Source organism: Aeromonas lacus, from assembly GCF_000764665.1.
Classification (GTDB): domain Bacteria; phylum Pseudomonadota; class Gammaproteobacteria; order Enterobacterales; family Aeromonadaceae; genus Aeromonas; species Aeromonas lacus.
Genome location: NZ_JRGM01000180.1, coordinates 17,464 through 35,988, shown reverse-complemented (window position 1 = coordinate 35,988; position 18,525 = coordinate 17,464). Strand labels below are relative to the sequence as shown.

Below are 18,525 nucleotides of genomic sequence, written 5' to 3'. Positions count from 1 at the left end.
ACAAACCGCCGCCCTCCACGCTTACTGCTTGGCTTCGGTCTTGCCATCGAAGCTGGCGCTCCACTGGGCCAGGATGGCGTTACGCTCGCGGGCTGCCCAGCCAAAGTTGTTGTCGATCATCTGGCCCTTGATATCCGCCGGATAGCCCGCTCTCGGTTGGGCCACATCGGGGATGGCGACCACGGCGAACGACTTGTTGTAGAGGGCGTTGGCCTGTTCGGTGGCGGCAAAGTCGAGCAGCTGTTTGGCGGCTTCCAGCTTGGGGGTGCCCTTGATGATGGCGGCGGCTTCCATATCCCAGCCCGAACCCTCTTTCGGGAACACCACCTCGATGGGGGCACCCTTGGCTTTGAGGCTGGTAGCCGGGAAGTCGAAGGAGATACCGATCACCGTTTCACCGCTGGCGGCCAGCTTGCAGGGGGCGGAGCCCGAGTGGGTGTAACGGTCGATGTTCTGGTGCAGGCCGTTCATGAATTGCCAGCCCTGCTGCTCGCCCATGGTCTGCAGCCAGCCCGCAACGCTCAGGTAACCGGTGCCGGAGGAGCTGGGGTTGGGCATGATCACCTTGCCCTTGTAGATGGGCTTGGTGAGGTCGGCCCAGCTGGTCGGCGCCGGTATCCCCTGCTTTTCCGCCTCTACCTTGTTGAAGCAGATGGCGCTGAAGAAGGCGTCCAGACCGATCCAGTGCGGCTCGGCCTTGCTGTCGTGAAAGCGGCTGTCGAGCTTATCCAGCCCTTTCGGTGCATAGGCATTGAGCATCTGCTGCTGATCGAGCTGCATCAGGCTGGTGGCGGCCAGTCCCCACACCACATCCGCCTTGGGCTGCGCTTTTTCTGCCAGCAAGCGGGCGGTGACCACGCCGGTGGAGTCACGCACCCACTTGATGTTGATGTCCGGATGCTGGCGCTCGAACGCGGTTTTCAGCTCGTTGAGCTGCTCCGGTTCGAAGGCGGTGTAGACGGTGAGATCGGTCGCGGCCAGTGCCGGGGCTGTCGTGGCAGCCAGCACGGCGGCGGCCAGCAGATGGGTTCCCTGTTTCATCCTCTTCTCCATATAAGTTGGCTTGGTATAAACCAGATTGGTCGAGAGAGAGGCTAGGGGATCTTTATGACGTGACCGTGACAGCCCCGTGACGTTTTGCCGTTCCTGATGTGCCCTAATCCTGGGTATCCACTTCGATCTCCAGACTGTCGTGGCGCCAGTACTCCAGATCGAAGTCGAGCACCCGGCCGTGCTGATCGAAGTTGAGCCGCTCGAGGCGCAGGGCGGGCAGACCGGCGGTTGCTCCCAGCGCCTTGGCCACCTCGTCCGGCAGGGCGGTCGGGAAGAAGCGCACCTGCATGCGGGCGTAGTGGAGATCGTAATGGGCCTGATAGATCTCGGTCAGGCTGCCGTTGAGATCCAGCTCCAGCAGGCCGGGTACCCGCGCTGGCAGGCAGTGGTTCTCGCAGTAGCAGATGGCACGCCCGTTGGCGTAGCGCAGCCGCTTGAGCAGAAACAGGCTGTCGAACGGCTTGAGCTGCAGCTGCGCCATCAGCTCGGGCGGCACCGCCTGGCGGCTTTTCTCCAGCAACTCGGTGCGCGGCTCACCCCCTTGCTCCCGCACTATCTGGTGAAAGTTGGAGGTGCGTCTGGGGTTCAAGCGAAAGCGCGGCGGTGTGACGAACCAGCCGCGGCGATCCTCCCGATAGATAAGGCCGTTCGCCTCCAGCTGCACCAGTGCCTCGCGAATGGTAACCCGGGTGGTGCCATAGAGTTCCCCCAGCAGGCGCTCGGAGGGGAGCTTGTCGTTGGGGGCCAGACCCCCCGCCAGGATCTGGTTGGCGAGGGCATCCTTGATCTGCAGATATTGCGGTTTGCTCATGAAAATCCCTGATTGTGCAATGAGTTGGCAATGAGTTGGGCAATGGGCTGGGCACAGGGCAGGTCATCTGCTCGGTCGTTAAACGGCGACATCAACATACGTTGGTAGATACCAGTGCTGCCCCCGTTGTTCAGGCTTCCTAGATTATCGCGATCCCGGCGCTGAAAATGAATTTTTTGTTGCACGTAGCCCCACCCCTTTGACCTTGGCGGGGCAGTTACCCACAATGCGCTCATTCTGGTATATACCAAAAGGAGCGAAGTCATGACCCATATTCCTGCGGCCCCCGCCGCCGTCGATTACCTGCTGCTGACCCCGGGCCCCCTCTCGACCACCGCGACTGTGCGTGCCGCCATGCTGCAAGACAGCTGCACCTGGGATGCGGACTACAACCAGGGCGTGGTGGAGCCCATTCGCCGCGAGCTGGTGCGGCTGGCCACTGGCCCGGAATATCAAAGCGACTACAGCGCCGTGCTGCTGCAGGGGAGCGGCAGCTATGTGGTGGAGAGTGTGCTGGGCTCGGCGATAGGCGTCGATGAGTGCCTGCTGATCATCAACAACGGTGCCTACGGTGCCCGCATGGGGGAGATGGCCCGCTGCCTTGGCCTGCGTCACCATGAGCTCGACTGCGGCGAGACAACCCGCCCCGAACCTGTTGCCATCGAGGCGATGCTGGCGCGCCACCCCGAGATCACCTATCTGGCCATGGTGCACTGCGAGACCACCACCGGCATGCTCAACCCCCTTGAGGAAGTGGCTGAGCTCTGCCAGCGCCGCGGCATCCGCCTGATCGTCGATGCCATGAGCAGCTTTGGCGGCATCCCCATCGACATGGGCCGCCTTGGCATCGAGTTTCTCATCAGCTCTGCCAACAAGTGCATTCAGGGGGTGCCGGGCTTTGGTTTCGTCATCGCTCGCCGCGTGGCGCTCACGGCCTGCGCCGGTCGTGCCCGCTCGGTCTCCCTCGACCTGCACGCCCAGTGGCAGACCATGGAGCAGCAGGGGGGAAAGTGGCGCTTTACCTCGCCTACCCACACAGTGCTCGCCTTTGCCCAGGCCCTGCGCGAGCTGGATGAAGAGGGGGGCATTGCCGCCCGATATCAGCGCTACAACGAGAATCAGCGCACCCTGGTGGCGGGGATGGCTGAGCTCGGCTTTGCGCCGCTGCTGCCAGAACAATGGCAATCTCCCATCATCACCGCCTTCTACTCTCCGGCCCACCCTGACTACCGCTTCGCCGATTTTTACCAGCGGCTCAAGGCGCAGGGCTTTGTTATCTATCCGGGCAAGGTCTCCCAAGCCGACTGCTTCCGTATCGGCAATATCGGTGACGTGACCCCAGGGCGAGTGCGCGATCTGCTCGCCGCCATGGCCTGCGCCTGCTACTGGCAAGGGGACGCGCGATGACCAGCATGGCGGTTCAGGGGCGCGAACTTCACGGTCGCGAGCTGCGTGACGATAAGCTGCACGGCAGCGGCCGCGCTGACAGCGAAGGGGATATCAACCTCGGCGAGGGGCGGGCACGCTGGTGGGCTGGTCAGAGCGAAGATGTACAGGCCGGATTGGCGGAGGATAGCCGCTACTTTCTCCATCAGGCGCTCTCCACTCCTTGTCTCGATCTGCTTGAGAGCGCCCAGGGGAGCTGGCTGACCAGCGTATCGGGCAAACAGTACCTCGATTTTCACGGCAACAGCGTCCATCAGCTGGGCCACAGCCACCCCAGGGTGGTGGCCGCGGTGCAGCAGCAGCTCGCCGATCTGCCGTTCGCGCCCCGCCGCTACACCCATCAGGTCGCCATCGACTGCGCCCGCACTCTGGCCGAACTGGCCCCCGGCGATCTCAACCGGGTGCTGTTTGCCCCTGGCGGCAGCGAGGTGGTGGGGATTGCCCTGAAGCTCGCCCGCTTTATTACCGGCAACAGCAAGGTGGTGTCCCTGTGGGATGCCTTTCACGGCGCCTCCCTTGATGCCATTTCGGTCGGTGGCGAGGCCTGTTTTCGTGCAGGCATGGGCCCCTTGATGGCCGGGGTGGAGCGCATTCCACCCCCCACCCGTTATCGCGGTGTCTGGTATCGCGGGGAGGGGGATGACCTGCACTACGCCGATTATCTCGAGTACGTCATCGAGAAGGAGGGAGGAATCGGCGCCTTTATCGCCGAGCCCATCCGCAACACCGACGTGCAGGTGCCTTCAAAAGCCTACTGGCAGCGGGTGCGGGAGATCTGCGATCGCCACAAGGTGCTGTTGATCGTCGACGAGATCCCCAATGCGCTGGGCCGCACCGGTCACTGGTTCAGCTTCGAGGCGTTTGGCATCGAGCCCGACATCATCTGCCTGGGCAAGGGGTTGGGGGGCGGGGTGGTGCCGTTTGCGGCACTGATCACCCGCGACCGTTTTAATCAGGCTGCGGCCATCTCGCTCGGTCACTACACCCACGAGAAGAGCCCCATTGGCTGCGCGGCGGCCCTCGCCACCATCAGTACCATCCGTGAAGAGGGGCTGCTGGCCAAGGTGCGGGAGGATGGCCGCTTTATGGCGCGCGAGCTCGCGGCGCTTGCCGAGCGTCACCCGCTGATCGGGCAGGTGCGCGGTATCGGTTTGCTCTGGGCGCTCGATCTGGTGGTCGATCACCAGAGTCGCACCAGCAATAGCCAGGCCGCCGAGCGGTTGCTCTATCGCTGTCTGGAGCTGGGGCTCAGCTTCAAGGTCTCCCAGGGCAATGTCATCCAGCTCTCGCCGCCGCTCAACATCGCCCGCGCCGATCTGGTGCGTGCCATCACCATTCTCGATCGCGCCCTCGGCGAGATCGCACTTTCACCGGAACAGGAACATCACCATGACTGACTTGCAGATCGCTATTCACCCGACCACCAACGTAGAGGCGCTGATCCTCGACTGGGCCGGTACAGTGGTCGACTTTGGCTCCTTCGCCCCCACCTCCATCTTCGTCGAGGCCTTCGCCCGCGCTTATGACTTTACCGTTACGCTGGATGAAGCACGCCAGCCCATGGGGCTGGGCAAGTGGGATCATATCGCCGCGCTGGGCCGTCTGCCCTCGGTGGATGCGCGTTGGCAGGCCCGCTTCGGTCACCCCATGAGCCACGCCGAGGTGGATCACCTCTATCACACCTTTATGCCGCTGCAGATTGCCGCGGTGACCCGCTTCGCCGATCCCATCCCCGGTGTGCTGCCGGTGCTGGATGCACTGCGGGGGCAGGGGCTGCGGATCGGCTCCTGCTCAGGTTACCCCCGTCCGGTGATGGAGGCGCTGGTACCTGCTGCGGCCGATCACGGCTATCGCCCGGATCACTGGGTCGCCACCGATGACCTCAAGGCAGGCGGTCGCCCCGGCCCCTGGATGGCGCTGGCCAACGTAATTGAGCTGGGAGTGAGTGCGGTGCATCGCTGCATCAAGGTGGATGACGCCGTGCCGGGTATCAGCGAAGGGTTGAACGCGGGCATGTGGACGGTGGGGTTGTTGGTTTCCGGCAACGAATTTGGTGCCACCTGGGACGAGTTTGCCGCCATGAGCGAAGCGGAGATCGCTGCCCGGCGCGCACCTGCCGAGGCCAAACTGCGGGCGGCGGGGGCGCACTACGTCATCGACACCCTGGCCGATATTGCCCCGGTCATCGCCGATATCAACCGCCGTCTGGCGGCTGGCGAGCGGCCGTAGGCCATCGGCTTGATCTAACAAAAGCGCTTGGCTGGCTTTAGATACAATACGCCCCCATTTGGGGGCGTGTTGCATTTACAGGGGGAAGTTGTGCGCGGTCAGCGGATATCGACCCGCATCAGAGGGGAAGGGGTGTTGTCGACAAAATAGTGCCAGATATGGTCATTCTGGCCGGGGAAACTCACCAGCGCCTTGGCCTCGGTCAGGGAGTTCCAGCGATAGTCGGTGTGCTCGTCGTTGAGGATCACCGCCTGATTGGGCGGGCAATAGACAACAAAGACCGGTACCTCCTCTATCGTATTCAGGCTCGCCTCGTAGAACTGCTCCAGATACTGACCATTGTAGAGCTCGGTGACCCTGATCCCCGTCTCTTCGCCAAACTCCCGAATAATGGTCTGCCCGCCGGTTTCACCCGCCTCCACCGTGCCCGCCACATGACACCAGAAGCCCCCCCTTGACCCGTGTCATCACAGTAATTTTGTTTCGCCATCGATAGTGGCAAGGGCAACGCCAGAGACGGCCTTGCAGCGAATGGGGAGCATGATGAGACTCCAGAGGTTAGCCAAAGAGAGCTGCATTGTTTGGTGGCCAAGCAAGAGTGACAAGTGATTTTCCGGTCAGTGCCGGCCTTTTTCGACTGGTGCAGGCAGCCCCGGGAACTGTCGCAAATTTTGCTTTTGGATTCTGATTTATGAAAATGGGGTTCAAAAGAGACGGTAATTTCTTCGAAGCCTTTCTTTATAAGGTATGTGGCGAATAGATGTCATTATTTGTCGTATCAGAAGACGTTAAAACATGACTTTTATTATATGAAATGGTCGGTTTGTGGCGTCTTTTATCGAAAATAGAGAAAAGACTGATTATCTTGGTTTCTGTATAATCGTTAAGCAGGGCGATGTGCTGATAAAAATATTTTTAATCAGGTAGTGCCGGAGGTTGTATGGCTGAGTTGCAAATTGAAAAGTCCACGGTGGTGACCCGCATAGAGGGCTCCGTGTTTGTCATCAGTGCAGATGGAGCTGTCGTACGAGCAACCGTGGGGATGGAGCTCCATCCCGGCGATCGGCTGCAAGCCGCGCAGGGGGGGCAGTTTGCACTGGCTGATGCCGATGCGCAGCCAACCGGACAACAACCTGAACCGGCCAATCCTGTTCCGGCCGATGGCAGTGAGGCGCAGCCTGATCAGGAGCTGGCTTCCCTGCAGGAGGCCATTCGCCAGGGGGTTGACCCGACCAAACTCTTTGCCGAGACCGCCGCAGGCAATGCGGCGCCGGCTGCCGGCAATATCGGTGGCGTTGCTGGTTCCAGCTCCGGTGGTTTTGTGGTGGTCGATCGCACCAATGACGCCACCCTGGCCGAGGCCGGGTTTGATACCGATTATGCCGTGCAACCTGTGGGTGATGAGCTGTTGTTTGCTGAAGAGCGCGACTTCTTTGCTGCCATCACCATCACAGAGCCGCAGACCCGCGACAACATCATCAACGCTGACGAAGCTGCTGGCGTCATCATCCGCGGTACCGTGCTCGATGTGGAGGTCGGTCAGCCGGTCACCGTGACCCTGATTGACCAGGCGGGCAACCGACTTACCGTCACCACGGTGGTGCTGCCTGGTCTGGTCTGGGAGGCCAATTTTGGCGACGTCACCGGAAAACTGGTGGATGGCCCCCTCACCATTCAGGCCGATACCCAGGATGCTGCTGGCAACCGAGCCAGTGATCTGGGCCAGACCCTGCTCGATACCATCACCACTATTACCCTGGATCTCGCCGATGAGAGCGACACCGGCGCCAGCCAGAGCGATGATCTGACCCGCGACAATACCCCGCTGCTGCAGGGCAAGGGGGAGCCCGGTGCCACAGTCACCCTCTCCCTTGGTGGCAGCGTGCTCGCCGTGCTGACCGTCGATGGCAATGGCAACTGGCAATATCAGCTGCCCGATACGCTGGCAGACGGAGCTTATGATTTCAGGGTCGACTCGGTGGATATTGCCGGCAACCGCGCCAGCGATACCCTCACTATTGAGGTCGATACCCAGGCCGCTATCGATATCGATGATCTCTATGCGGTGGAACTTTTTGGCAGTGACAATGCCACCCTGAGCGGTACCACCGCCAACGTCGAGCCGGGACAGAAGGTGACCATCACCCTGCTTGGCAGCGATGGACAGATCCTGCTGACCACCTCCGCAGTGGTGGGCGCAGATGGCCGCTGGCAGGTATCAGGTCTTGATCTCTCCGGCATCACGCAATCTTTCGAAGTGCGTGCCAGTGTCACCGATCTGGCGGGTAATTCGGCCTTGGACGGTGCGCCGCTGATCGGCCAGAGCGAGACGCTCACGCTATCTGAAAGCGGGCTGGTCAATGGCCCTGTTACGGCGACCGGCAGCCTCAATACCGGTGCTGGCATCGATGGCAATCTGCAGGTCACCTTCGCCGCTGACCAGAGTGCATTGGAGGGGCTGGGGCTCGTCAGCCATGGCGTGCCGCTTGGCTACGCCATTAATGGGCAGACCCTGACAGCCAGTGCCGGTGGGGCGACAGTCTTCACCCTGACCCTCAACAATGACGGCAGCTATCGCATTGTCTGGAGTCAGAGTCTGGATCACAGCCAGGATACCCTGCGTCTGCCGTTCAACCTCGAATACCGCGACAGCGACGGTGATCTGGTCAAGGCACCGCTGGTGATCAATCTGGTGGACAGCAATCCGCCCAGCTTTGACTTTGATCTCCCGCCCATTACCCTGACCGAAGATGCCTTTACCAACGGTGCCGCCGTAGTCGGGGAGAGCAGCTTTGTGGTCAAGCACACTGCCGATCCTTTGCTGGTGGATTCGCTGGTGTTCAGCAATCAGAGTGGCACCCTGGCTACCCTCAACGGCTCGGGTCTTGCCAGCGATGGCCATCCGCTTACCTTCGAATTTACCGATGATCGTACCCTGCTGGGCTACTACCTCGATGGTAATGGTCAGCGGGTAGAGGTATTGCGTGCCCAACTGCTGGCCGAACAGCAGGGGAGCGATGTGGGCGGTCGGGTGGTGATCACCCTCATCGGCCCGCTCGATCATCAGGGTAGCGACAGCCTCTCGTTGGGGTTGCAGGTGAGTGTCAAAGAGATCGATGGCGACACCACCAGTGCCGACCTGACCCTGACCATCAACGATGGCAGTGATCCTTCGCTTGGTCTCGACAAAGGCGTTTCGCTGCAGGAGGGTGGCAACCAGAGCATTGATGGTCAACTGCCGGTAACGGTGGGAAGCGATCGTCTGGTCTCTCTCACCTTTGAGGCGAGCCAACCAGCGTTGGCGGGGCTCACCAGCCAGGGGCAGCCCACCAGTTATGAGGTGCAGGGCAACCAGCTGATCGTCAAGGATTGGCAGGGCAATACGATCCTTACCGTCGCCATCGGGCTGGATGGCAAATACAGCGTCTCCCTGACCGGCGTGTTTGACGAACCGGTGGCGACCAACAGCCTCAACCTTGGCCTGAAGGTACAGGGTTCAGATTTTGACGGGGACAAGAGCAACCTCGGCACCCTCAATATCACCATTACCGATGGTGCCTTGCCGCAGGTTAATCCTGTCTCCCTCACTCTCACCGAAGATAGCAACTGGCAGCAGGGCCAGACTCTTAACGGTGATCTGACTATCACCGCAGGCAGCGATCCGCTGGCCAGCATCACCTTCGATGCCAACCAGCCGGGGCTGCAAGGGTTCACCTCGGGCAAGCAGGCCGTGACCATCACGGTGGCTGACCACCTTATCGAGGGGCGTACCCCCGATGGCAAACTGGTGTTTGAGCTGACCCTCGGCAACGATGGCAAGTACAGCTTTACCCTCCATCAGCCGCTGGATCAGGGCAGTGCCGACAGCCTGCTCAAGGCGGGCTTTACCCTGCTCGACAGCGATGGCGACAAGGTCTCCTCTACTATTACCGTGGCGGTAGGTGATGGCGCCAACCCGACTATCTCTGCCGTCAGCGGCACTGCCATCACCGAGATGGCGCAAGGGGAGGCCGCTGCGGTCAGCAACATGAGTTTCACGGTGACCCACGGCAGCGATGGGCTTGATCCCGCATCTCTCGGTTTTGATATCGCCACCATCCAGAGCACCCTGACCGGGCTCACCAGCCATGGCAGCCCGATCAGTTTTTCCCTCGATGCCAACGGCCAGCTGGTGGGCACCACGGCAGATGGTCGCGAGATCCTGCGCGCCGAGCTGAGCTTGGTCGACAACCAGGGTAACTGGAGCGTCACCGCCAAGGTCACCTTGAGCGGCGAGTTGGATCATAAGGGCAGCGAATCCCTCAATCTGCCGCTGGCGGTCACCATGGCCGACAAGGATGGCGATCGCATCGGTACCACGCTGCCGCTCACCATCGCGGATGGCAAGGCGCCGAGCTTTATCCCGGGCAAAGGCGTGTCTCTGGATGAGGGGAACCTCACCGGCAGCAACAGCCTGAGTCAAACCGGTCACTTCGATGTGCAAGCCGGGTCGGATCGGGTGGTCGAGGTGGCCTTTGCCGATGGCAGCCAGCAACCGGCACTCACCGCACTCGGTCAGCCGCTGCAGTACCAGCTGGTGGATGGTGACCCGCTGATCCCAGGCAGCCAGCTACTCAAGGGCTATGTGATGGTCGATGGCCAGCGAGTCGAGGTGTTTGAGGTGCGGCTGGTTGGCACGCTCGATCAGGCGGGCAAGAACGGTTTTGACTATCAGGTAACTCTCTATCAGGGGATCCATCAGGGCGCGCAGGCCGTGACCGAGCTGCCCATCAAGGTGATCGTCAACGACTACGACAAAGCGGGCGGCAACAACGACAGCACCAGCGGAACCCTTAATATCCAGATTGGGGAAGGGAATAAACCGACCCTCACCCTGACGGGCGTCACCTTAAGCGAAGGGCGTTTCGATGGAGCTAACTCGACCACTGATGACCAGCAGGCGAGCGGCAAGATCACCATCAAGGCTGACTCGGATCCGGTGACCGATGTGCGACTGACGCTCTTCGGTCAGGTCATTGATGCCAGCGGCAAACCCATTACCCACAATGGCGAGGCCTTGACTTGGAAAGCGGTTGGCACGGATGGTCACACCTTCCAGGCAGTGACCAGCTCTGGTCTGGTGGTGATGACGGTGTCCATCCCCACTGTGCCAGCCAGCATTGCCGCTCACACTAGCGCGGAGATAGGTTATCAGGTGACGGTGCATACCAACCTGGATCACGGGGCGGATGACAAACTCAACCTGACCTTGCCAATCAAGGTGACCGACAGCGACGGCAGTGTGACGACTGGCAGTACCACCGCCGTAATCACCGATGCTGACAATCCCGTGATCACCTCTATCGAGGGGGTCACCGTCAAGGAGTCGGATCTCAACGGGGGCAATGGCCAGCATGGCGGCTCTAGCCCGTCAGGCTCGGGAGAGGTTGCCATCGGCCAGGTGACGATCGCCGCCGGGAGTGACCGGGTGGCTTCGCTGCAACTGGATGTGGCTCGCTTCAACGCCCTCAACACCCTCAAGTCAGGGGGGAAGGTCGTCACCATTGGCGCCGATAGCCAGCCCGGTGTGTATCTTGGCAAGGACAGCGCAGGCAAGCTCATCTTCAAGCTGACTTTGGATGTCTCCGGTCGCTACACCTTCGAGCTTATCGGCAATCTGGATCACAGTGCTCAGGGCAAGGATCTGCTGGATATCCAGCTGCCGTTACAGGCACGGGACAGTGACGGAGACCTCAGTGCCGAAGTGATTGGTCATGTGAGCGTGCAGGATGATGTGCCCGTGGCCGTGGATGCGAACAAGACCCTGAATGAAGGAGCGAAAGTGACCGGCGATCTGCTGGCCACCGCCAGTGAGGGGGCGGACGATGCGGTAGTGAAATCGGTCACCATCAATGGCACCGAGCACCCCATCGCCGCAACGGGCAATACCACCATCTCGGTAACAGATGGCACAGGACAAGTCATCGGCACTCTGGTTATCAATGCCGAGGGTAACTACAGCTTCACTGCCAAGTCGGGTATCGATCACAGCAACAGCACCCTGGTACAGCAGATTGAGTTCCACCTGGTGGACGGTGACGGGGATACCGATGATGGGGTTCTGACCCTGACCATCCGGGACGAGGATGGCATGCTCAGCGTGAGCGAGGTCACCGGTCTGGAGGATGCCGGTGCAACCGATCCGGGTCAGGGGATCCCCATCACCATGAACCTGGATGTGGGGGATTTCGATCGGGGCGAACATGTGGAGCAGCTGCTTATCCAGGCACCTGCCAATGCCCAGGGGACCTTCTATTTCAACGGTGTCGCGCTGACCACCATCACCCAGGGTGGCAAGACCTGGTATGAGGTGCCGCCTGCGGCCATGGTGGCGGTGGCCAACACCAACGACAAGTTCCAGCTCACCGGCGTCACCTTCGTGCCTAACCACGACTACTCGAGCTACAACAACGGAGGCAATCCGCTGCGCTTCCCGGTGCAGTTGCAGGTGGGCGTCACCGAGGGGAGCAAGCCCCCGGTGCTCACCGGCAATCTGGACATCACTGTGCAAGGTATTGCCGACAAACCCCTGTGGGATGTGGGCAGCACGCACCAGCACTACACCACCAGTGAGGACAGCAGCGGCATCGCTCTGAATGTGAAGGCGGGCCTTACCGATACGGATGGCTCCGAGACCCTGAGCTACCAGATCAAGTGGGAGGCGGGTCAGGGGAGTCTGACCCTTAACGGCAAGGTGCTGACCCCGGGGGCAAACGGCCTCTATACGGTAGCTGGTGGCGACATCAACAAGGTAACCGTCGTCCCGGCCAAGGATTTCAGCGGTGACATCAAGCTCTCGGTGACCCCGATCAGCACGGAGCAGAACCCGATCGCTCCGGGTCAGGGTACGGCGCAGGGAGACAAGATTGAGCTGGTGATCAACGTCAATCCGCAGGCGGATGAGGCCAAACTCACCGTGCGCGATATTCAGGGCAAAGAGGATACCTTGCTCGATCTGGGCAGCAAGATTGGCCTGGCCCATCTGGGTGACACTACCGATGGCTCCGAGCAGCTCTTTGTGCGCATCAGCGGCCTGCCCGCCGGGGCGACGCTGCTGCTGGGAGGCGTTGCCGTCAGCCAGAATGCTGCCGGGTATTACGAAGTGCCCTTTGAGCGTATCAATGAGCTCAAGCTGCTGCCGCCCAAAAACAGCAACGTTGATTTCGATCTGACCATCAAAGGGGTAGTGAAGGACAGTGCCACCCTGACCGATGCCAATGGCCAGACCCATACCGTGGTGAACGAGAAGGAGACCGGCTCCCAGACCATTCATGTGGATCTGGTGGGGGTGGTGGATCAGCCTCACTTCGAGCTTGGCAATACCGGCTGGGAGGCCGAAGGGACAGGTTATGCCATCACAGTGGGTGAAGATGGGCGGGCGCCGCTCAACTTTACCCTCACCTCGGGCGAGTGGGTCGATACCCCGCACGACACCTCGGAGAGCCTCAACGTGGTGCTGCAAGGGCTACCGGAAGGGGCAAAGGTTTTTGATGCCAGCGGCAAGGAGCTGACCCTCACTTTTGCCGGACTCGATGCCAGCGGCAGACCGACCTATCAGGTCAATGTCTCCGATTTTGGCAATCTGCTTATCCAGCCACCCCACAACAGCACGGCGGATCTGCATCTTGTCGCCAAGGTGGTGGTCACCGAGAACGACGGCGACAGCAAGAGCTTCGAGGTGCCGCTGCATATCAAGGTGGAGCCGGAGATCGATGCCACCGACTACAGCAAGACCAGCCACGGCCTGGAAGATCAGTTCACCGTGCTGGACTGGCATCCGACCCTCACTGACGGTGCCGAAAAGGTCACGGCGCTGAGTCTCTCCGGGGTGGAGGCTGGCTACCAGATCTGGCTGCGAGTCGGCGGCGTGGAGAGCCAGCTGACCGTGGTGGGTGGCAAGGTCACCCTGACGGCCGCCCAGCTCGACAGCTTGCTTAACGGGGGCCAGCTGCTAGTGAAGGCGCCGGAGGATAGCGATCTGGATACAACTATCCAGAGCCACGTCACCGTGACCCAGCATGATGTGGATTCGGGGGCTGTGGCCGAGAAGGTGATCGATGGCAATCTGCATGTCGATATTCAGGCGGTAGTGGAGCCTGATGGCGTGCTGACCCAGACCGACGGCGCACTCGTGGGGCAGGGCGGTGCCGATATCGATCTGGCAGGGCGTTTCCTCTTTACCGACCTCGATCCCTCCAGCGTGGAGGAGATCGACTATCTGGTGATTAACCTGCCTGTGTTGAACGGTGGCGCAGGCGATCAGTTTGTGGTGATTGGCGGTATCAACAACGGTAACGGCAGCTGGATCGTACCGGCGGGCAACCTCGGCAGCTTCAAGCTGCATGCGCCGGACGGGTTTGTCGGCAAGGTTCAACCGATCCGCATCGATGCCATGGTGATCGACCGGGGTGACGATGGCGATGCCAGTGCCCATGTCAAGGTGAGTCTGAACACGGAGGCGACCTTCGAGGCGACGCCGACGACCAACAAGGAAGCTGCGGCGACCGTCGATATCGACGACAACGCGGTGCTGGTGGGCAAGGAGGATATCCGGGTTGACTTTGGTCAGCAGCTCAAAGGTGTGATCCATATCGGCGCCGCCGATCAGGCCAGCGACGAGGTGACCATAGTCCTCAAGGGGTTGCCGGCGGGCGTCACCATCAGCGGGGCCGAGTACAACATCTCGACCGGTGAGTATGTGATCAAGGTGCCGCCGTCACTGGCGGGGCTGGAGGGGCTGACCCTCGGCTTGCCGCAAGACTTTGCCGGCTCGCTCAATATCGAGGTGAAGGTGGTCAACACGGATACTGCCAGTGGCGACATCAAGGTCGACAGCAGCACGGTACGGGTCGATGTGGCCCCCGTGGTTGATGTGAATGGCGGTCGTGGCGAGCATCCGGAACTGACGCTGACCGTGCTGGACACCAACCATGACGGGCAGCCGGACAATCTGGAAGATAGCGAGATCCACCTCGATCTCTCGGTGAAACTGGCCGATATCAGCCCCTCCATCGCGGGCGGCGGTCTCGAAACCGTTGAGCGGGTCACCATCACGGTGGATGCGAAATATGGTTACTTCCTCGATAGCAGCGGCAAGCCGGTCAACACCTTGGTGGTCAACGATGTGGCGGCCCTCAAGGACTTGGTGTTTGTGCCCAAAGAGCACTTCAGCGGTCAGGTACCGCTCGACATCAAGGTCGATATCGTCGATACCGCGTTGGTCGGTGGTCAGCAGGTGACCGACAGCGGCAGCTGGAGCGGGCAGGTCGGTTTTGAGGTGAGACCGGTCAACGATCCGGCTGCGCTCACGCTGCACGATGTATCGGGCAACGAAGATGGTGCCATCAGTCTGGCTGGCTTTGGTGCCGCTCTCATCGATAACGACGGTTCCGAGAAGATAGTGGCGTTGCAGATCAAGGGGGTACCGGATGGTTTTACCCTCTCGGCCCCTGCCGTCAACAATGGCGGCGGTGTCTGGCAGATCCCGGTAGGCACCGATTTTGCCAAGCTGACTCTGATCCCGCCGGCCGATTTCAGCGGCAACGTGGATCTGTCACTCAGCGCCTTTACCCTCGATAAGGGACTCACGATTCCCCTTGAAACCAGCGGCAGCTTCACCGTGACCGTCAATCCGGTGGGGGATGCGCTTATCAGCGATCTGGTGCCCAACGCCAACGGGGTAGAGGGCGACAGGATCCTGCTCAATCTGGGGCTGGAGACCCGCGACACCCACGCCACCGGCGGGAGCGCGAGCAATGTACATGAAAATGGCGCCGAGCAGGTGCGGGTGACCATCCGCAACGTGCCGGAGGGGGCATCCATTGAGCTGCCGGACGGAGTGGCCGGTCAGGTAGTCAGATTGCCAAACGGTGATTGGCAGGTGACCACTGTGGGTGGCAACCTGGCGGATCTGGTGCTGGTGACCAACGACGTTAACGGTACCCTGAAACTCGAGGTGATCGCCCAGAGTCTGGACAACGGCGCGCTGGGGCCCGAGGTGAAGGGCAGCATCGATGTCACTATAGAGGCGGTCAACGACGCGCCCGAAAACATTCTGCCCACCGCGCCGCTGGTGGCCGAAGAGGATATGCCTTACCGCATTGATGGCTTGCAGGTCAAAGATGTGGATGCGGGTAACAGCCCCATCGAGGTACGCCTCTCGGTGGGTCACGGCACCTTGACCCTGGCGGCCGGCAGCGGTGTGACCGTGACTGGCAGTGGCACGGGTTCGCTGGTGCTGAGCGGCTCGCTTGCCGCCATCAATGCGCTGCTGGCGGGCGGGGTCACCTATCAGGGGGCACAGGACTTCAATGGCCAGGATCAGCTCACCATGGTGACCAATGATCTTGGCAATACCGGTAGCGGCGGAGCCCTCAGCGACACCGATGTGGTGCCCATCGAGGTGCTGCCGGTCAATGATGCGCCGGTCAATCAGCTGCCGGGCAGCATGACGGTGAAAGAGGATGGTTCGCTCTCCCTTGCCGGCATCAGCGTGAAGGATGTGGATGCTGGCAGCGCGCCTGTCTCCATGGTGCTGCGGGTCGAGCATGGTGTGCTGAGCCTGCTGGGCGCAACCGGCGCCGTGATGGTGCAGGGGGCGGGTACCAGCGAGATCACCCTGGTGGGGTCGCTGGCCGATCTCAACCAGTTGCTGGCAAGCAGCCTGCACTATGAACCAGCCAAAGATTTCTGGGGAGAGGATACCCTGACCGTCACCACCTCCGATCAGGGCAACAGCGGTGCGGGCGGTTCTCTGACCGACACCGATCAGGTGACCATCAATGTCACGCCCGAGCCGGACATACCGAACCTGACGCTGACCCAGCACGAGATTCATGCTCTGCAGGGGGCGCTGGTGCCCCTGAGTCTGCAGGCCAGCGTGGTCAATCCGGCAACCGGTGAGCTATCCATTCGCATCAGCGGATTGGGTAACGCTCTGGTGCAGGATGAACATGGCCTGACCGTTGGACAGCAGGAGAGCAACGGTGACTGGCTGATCCCGGCAGATCACTCGGTTCCGCTCTACTTCAACGGCCTGAGCGATGGCGATCATGTACTGGGGATCTCCGCCGAGTCGAGTGTCGGCGGTTCCACCATCAGCACGCCACTCGATACCTTGACTATCCACAGCCAGAGCGGTCATGAGCTGTTGGGTTCCGAGCATGACGATATCCTCTTTGGCACTTCCGGCGATGATCGTCTGGTTGGTGGTCAGGGCAACGATATCCTCACCGGCGGTGCCGGCAGCGATCTCTTTGTCTGGCAGAAGGGGGATGAGGGAAGTCAGGGGCAGCCCGCAGTCGATACCATCACCGACTTCCATCCGGAACAGGGGGACCGGATCGATCTGGCCGACCTGTTGCGGGGTGGCCCGGGAGCCAGCGTCGAAAGTCTGCTGAATAACCTCTCGGCGTCGGTGACGACCGGCAGCAATGGCCTGAGCGATGTGAATCTCTCGGTGACCTCGGCCAACGGTGGTCAGGTGACTCAGCAGATCACCCTGAAGGATGTGGATCTGAACAGCTGGAATCTTAGCGGTACTTCGTCCCACGATATCCTGCAGAGCATGCTGGATAACCACAGTCTGATCATCCAGCATCCCTGATAGCGGGAGTGAAACGTAAAAGGAAGAGCCGGCAATTGCCGGCTCTTTGTTTATCTCTGCGTGGATCGTTTTTTATGCGGCCGCAAGGGCCGGGGGATTCAGGCCAGCGCTTGGGCCAGCAGGTGGATGGGATGCTCACAGCGGAAGCTGGTGCTCATCTCGATCTGCCATTTGCAGGTCTCGCAGTCGGTGATCACCAGATCGGGGGCCAGCCGGTTGATTTGATCAAACAGTCCTTCGCCGATGGTCTGGCTGGTCTGGTAGTTCTCCGACTTGAAGCCGTAGGTGCCGGCGATGCCGCAGCACTGGGAGTCCAGCACGGTCACCTTGACCCCGGGGATGGCGCGCAGCAGCTCGAGGGTATAGATGACGCCCCCCATCTTCTCCATGTGGCAGGGGGTGTGGTAGGCGATGTGCAGATTGAGTGGTTTCATCGCCGGCTTGTTGCCCTTGTAGAACTCGTTCCACAGGAAGCGGGTTACCAGCGAGATGCGATCGCGCACCTTGTGGTTGTCCTGCTCCAGCAGGTGGGGATATTCGTCGCGCAGGGTGAAGCCGCAGGTGGAGGAGGTGGCCAGCAGCGGCATCTCGTTGCCAAGCAGGGTGTTCTCCAGCTGCTTGATGTTGAAGGCAGCCTGCTGCTTGGCCTTGTCCATGAAGCCGTTGGCAATCAGTGGCACGCCGCAGCACTTCTCCCGCTCCAGCAGCTGGACGCCGATGTTCATGGCGTTGAGCACCTGCACCAGCTCCTTGCCGAGCTGCGGGTGGTTGTAGTTGACGTAGCAGCCGTGGAAGTAGGCGATTTGCCGCTCGAAGCGGGCCTGATTCGCTTTCTGCTTCTTGTACCAGCCGCGGAAGGTGCCCTGGGAGTATTTGGGCAGGTCGCGGTGGGAGGAGACCCCCAGCGCCTTGTCCAGCACCAGCTTCATCGGCTTGAGGCCGGTGGTGAAGTTGACCACCGGGGCCATCAGGGTGGACATGCTGCCCATCAGATCGGTGTGGGAGAGCACGAATTCGCGGATCCCCGGTTTGAAGCCACTGTACTTGTCTTTGGCCTTGGCTATGATGTCGCCGATGCGCACCCCGCTCGGGCAGGCCACTTCGCAGCGCTTGCAGTTGGTACAGTGCTTGAGGGCGCTGTCAAACAGCTCCGGGCTCTTGATCCGCAGCCGCTCGCCATCCGGGCCCGCCTGCTTGGGGCCGGGGTAGGCGGGGTTGGCCTTGGCCACCGGGCAGTAGGCGGTACAGACGGTGCATTTGATGCACTGATCGAAAGTTTGATTGGCATGATCCAGTAGCATGTCAGTTCTCCTCCCGTAGGGTGTGAAGGCACGGGATATGG

At 61.0% G+C, this 18,525-nt stretch carries 8 protein-coding genes and 1 pseudogene; 4 read left to right on the top strand and 5 right to left on the bottom strand.

Annotation, left to right across the window (positions count from 1 at the left end; genetic code table 11):
- Positions 1 to 21 precede the first annotated feature (21 nt).
- The 3 genes from LG31_RS0119810 to LG31_RS0119800 form a co-directional block, all read right to left on the bottom strand.
- Positions 22 to 1,041 (bottom strand): putative 2-aminoethylphosphonate ABC transporter substrate-binding protein, encoded by a 1,020-nt coding sequence (locus LG31_RS0119810; RefSeq protein ID WP_084059668.1) that lies wholly within the window; start codon positions 1,039 to 1,041, stop codon positions 22 to 24.
- Positions 1,042 to 1,156: 115 nt separating this feature from the next.
- The gene (gene phnR / locus LG31_RS0119805; RefSeq protein WP_033116124.1) at positions 1,157 to 1,864 is read right to left on the bottom strand and encodes a phosphonate utilization transcriptional regulator PhnR; all 708 of its coding nucleotides are present in this window, start codon (positions 1,862 to 1,864) and stop codon (positions 1,157 to 1,159) included.
- Positions 1,861 to 2,130: a PH domain-containing protein gene (locus LG31_RS0119800; RefSeq protein WP_033116123.1), complete on the bottom strand. Its 270-nt coding sequence runs from the start codon at positions 2,128 to 2,130 to the stop codon at positions 1,861 to 1,863. Before LG31_RS0119800 ends, phnR begins: the two co-directional genes overlap by 4 nt.
- Here LG31_RS0119800 and phnW point away from each other — a divergent pair.
- The 3 genes from phnW to phnX are packed head-to-tail and all read left to right on the top strand — an operon-like array spanning position 2,129 to position 5,539.
- Complete coding sequence (phnW, locus tag LG31_RS0119795) at positions 2,129 to 3,271, top strand: 2-aminoethylphosphonate--pyruvate transaminase (protein ID WP_033116122.1); 1,143 nt, start codon at positions 2,129 to 2,131, stop codon at positions 3,269 to 3,271. The genes LG31_RS0119800 and phnW overlap by 2 nt on opposite strands.
- On the top strand, positions 3,268 to 4,707 hold the full coding sequence (locus LG31_RS0119790; RefSeq protein WP_033116121.1) for an aspartate aminotransferase family protein: 1,440 nt from the start codon (positions 3,268 to 3,270) through the stop codon (positions 4,705 to 4,707). The genes phnW and LG31_RS0119790 overlap by 4 nt, the downstream gene beginning before the upstream one ends.
- Positions 4,700 to 5,539, top strand: coding sequence for a phosphonoacetaldehyde hydrolase (gene phnX, locus LG31_RS0119785; RefSeq protein WP_050513496.1), 840 nt, complete (start codon positions 4,700 to 4,702; stop codon positions 5,537 to 5,539). Before LG31_RS0119790 ends, phnX begins: the two co-directional genes overlap by 8 nt.
- 98 nt (positions 5,540 to 5,637) lie before the next feature.
- On the opposite strand, the pseudogene LG31_RS0119780 reads toward phnX, so the two are convergent.
- A pseudogene (locus LG31_RS0119780) lies at positions 5,638 to 6,081 on the bottom strand (NUDIX hydrolase).
- A 398-nt stretch (positions 6,082 to 6,479) separates the two neighbouring features.
- On the opposite strand from LG31_RS0119780, the gene LG31_RS0119775 reads away from it, so the two are divergent.
- Positions 6,480 to 17,183, top strand: coding sequence for a retention module-containing protein (locus LG31_RS0119775; RefSeq protein ID WP_033116120.1), 10,704 nt, complete (start codon positions 6,480 to 6,482; stop codon positions 17,181 to 17,183).
- A gap of 98 nt (positions 17,184 to 17,281) precedes the next feature.
- Here the strand turns inward: LG31_RS0119775 and glpC are convergent, their stop codons facing one another.
- Positions 17,282 to 18,484 carry an anaerobic glycerol-3-phosphate dehydrogenase subunit GlpC gene (glpC, locus tag LG31_RS0119770; RefSeq protein ID WP_033116119.1) on the bottom strand — a complete coding sequence of 401 codons (1,203 nt, stop codon included), beginning with the start codon at positions 18,482 to 18,484 and terminating at the stop codon, positions 17,282 to 17,284.
- Between the last annotated feature and the right edge of the window lie 41 nt (positions 18,485 to 18,525).

What these genes read in the sequence shown, in the direction of transcription:
- phnR (WP_033116124.1), bottom strand. Translation starts at nt 1,864, where the DNA reads ATGAGCAAACCGCAATATCTGCAGATCAAGGATGCCCTCGCCAACCAG.
- LG31_RS0119790 (WP_033116121.1), top strand. Translation starts at nt 3,268, where the DNA reads ATGACCAGCATGGCGGTTCAGGGGCGCGAACTTCACGGTCGCGAGCTG.
- phnX (WP_050513496.1), top strand. Translation starts at nt 4,700, where the DNA reads ATGACTGACTTGCAGATCGCTATTCACCCGACCACCAACGTAGAGGCG.
- LG31_RS0119810 (WP_084059668.1), bottom strand. Translation starts at nt 1,041, where the DNA reads ATGAAACAGGGAACCCATCTGCTGGCCGCCGCCGTGCTGGCTGCCACG.
- LG31_RS0119800 (WP_033116123.1), bottom strand. Translation starts at nt 2,130, where the DNA reads ATGACTTCGCTCCTTTTGGTATATACCAGAATGAGCGCATTGTGGGTA.
- glpC (WP_033116119.1), bottom strand. Translation starts at nt 18,484, where the DNA reads ATGCTACTGGATCATGCCAATCAAACTTTCGATCAGTGCATCAAATGC.
- phnW (WP_033116122.1), top strand. Translation starts at nt 2,129, where the DNA reads ATGACCCATATTCCTGCGGCCCCCGCCGCCGTCGATTACCTGCTGCTG.
- LG31_RS0119775 (WP_033116120.1), top strand. Translation starts at nt 6,480, where the DNA reads ATGGCTGAGTTGCAAATTGAAAAGTCCACGGTGGTGACCCGCATAGAG.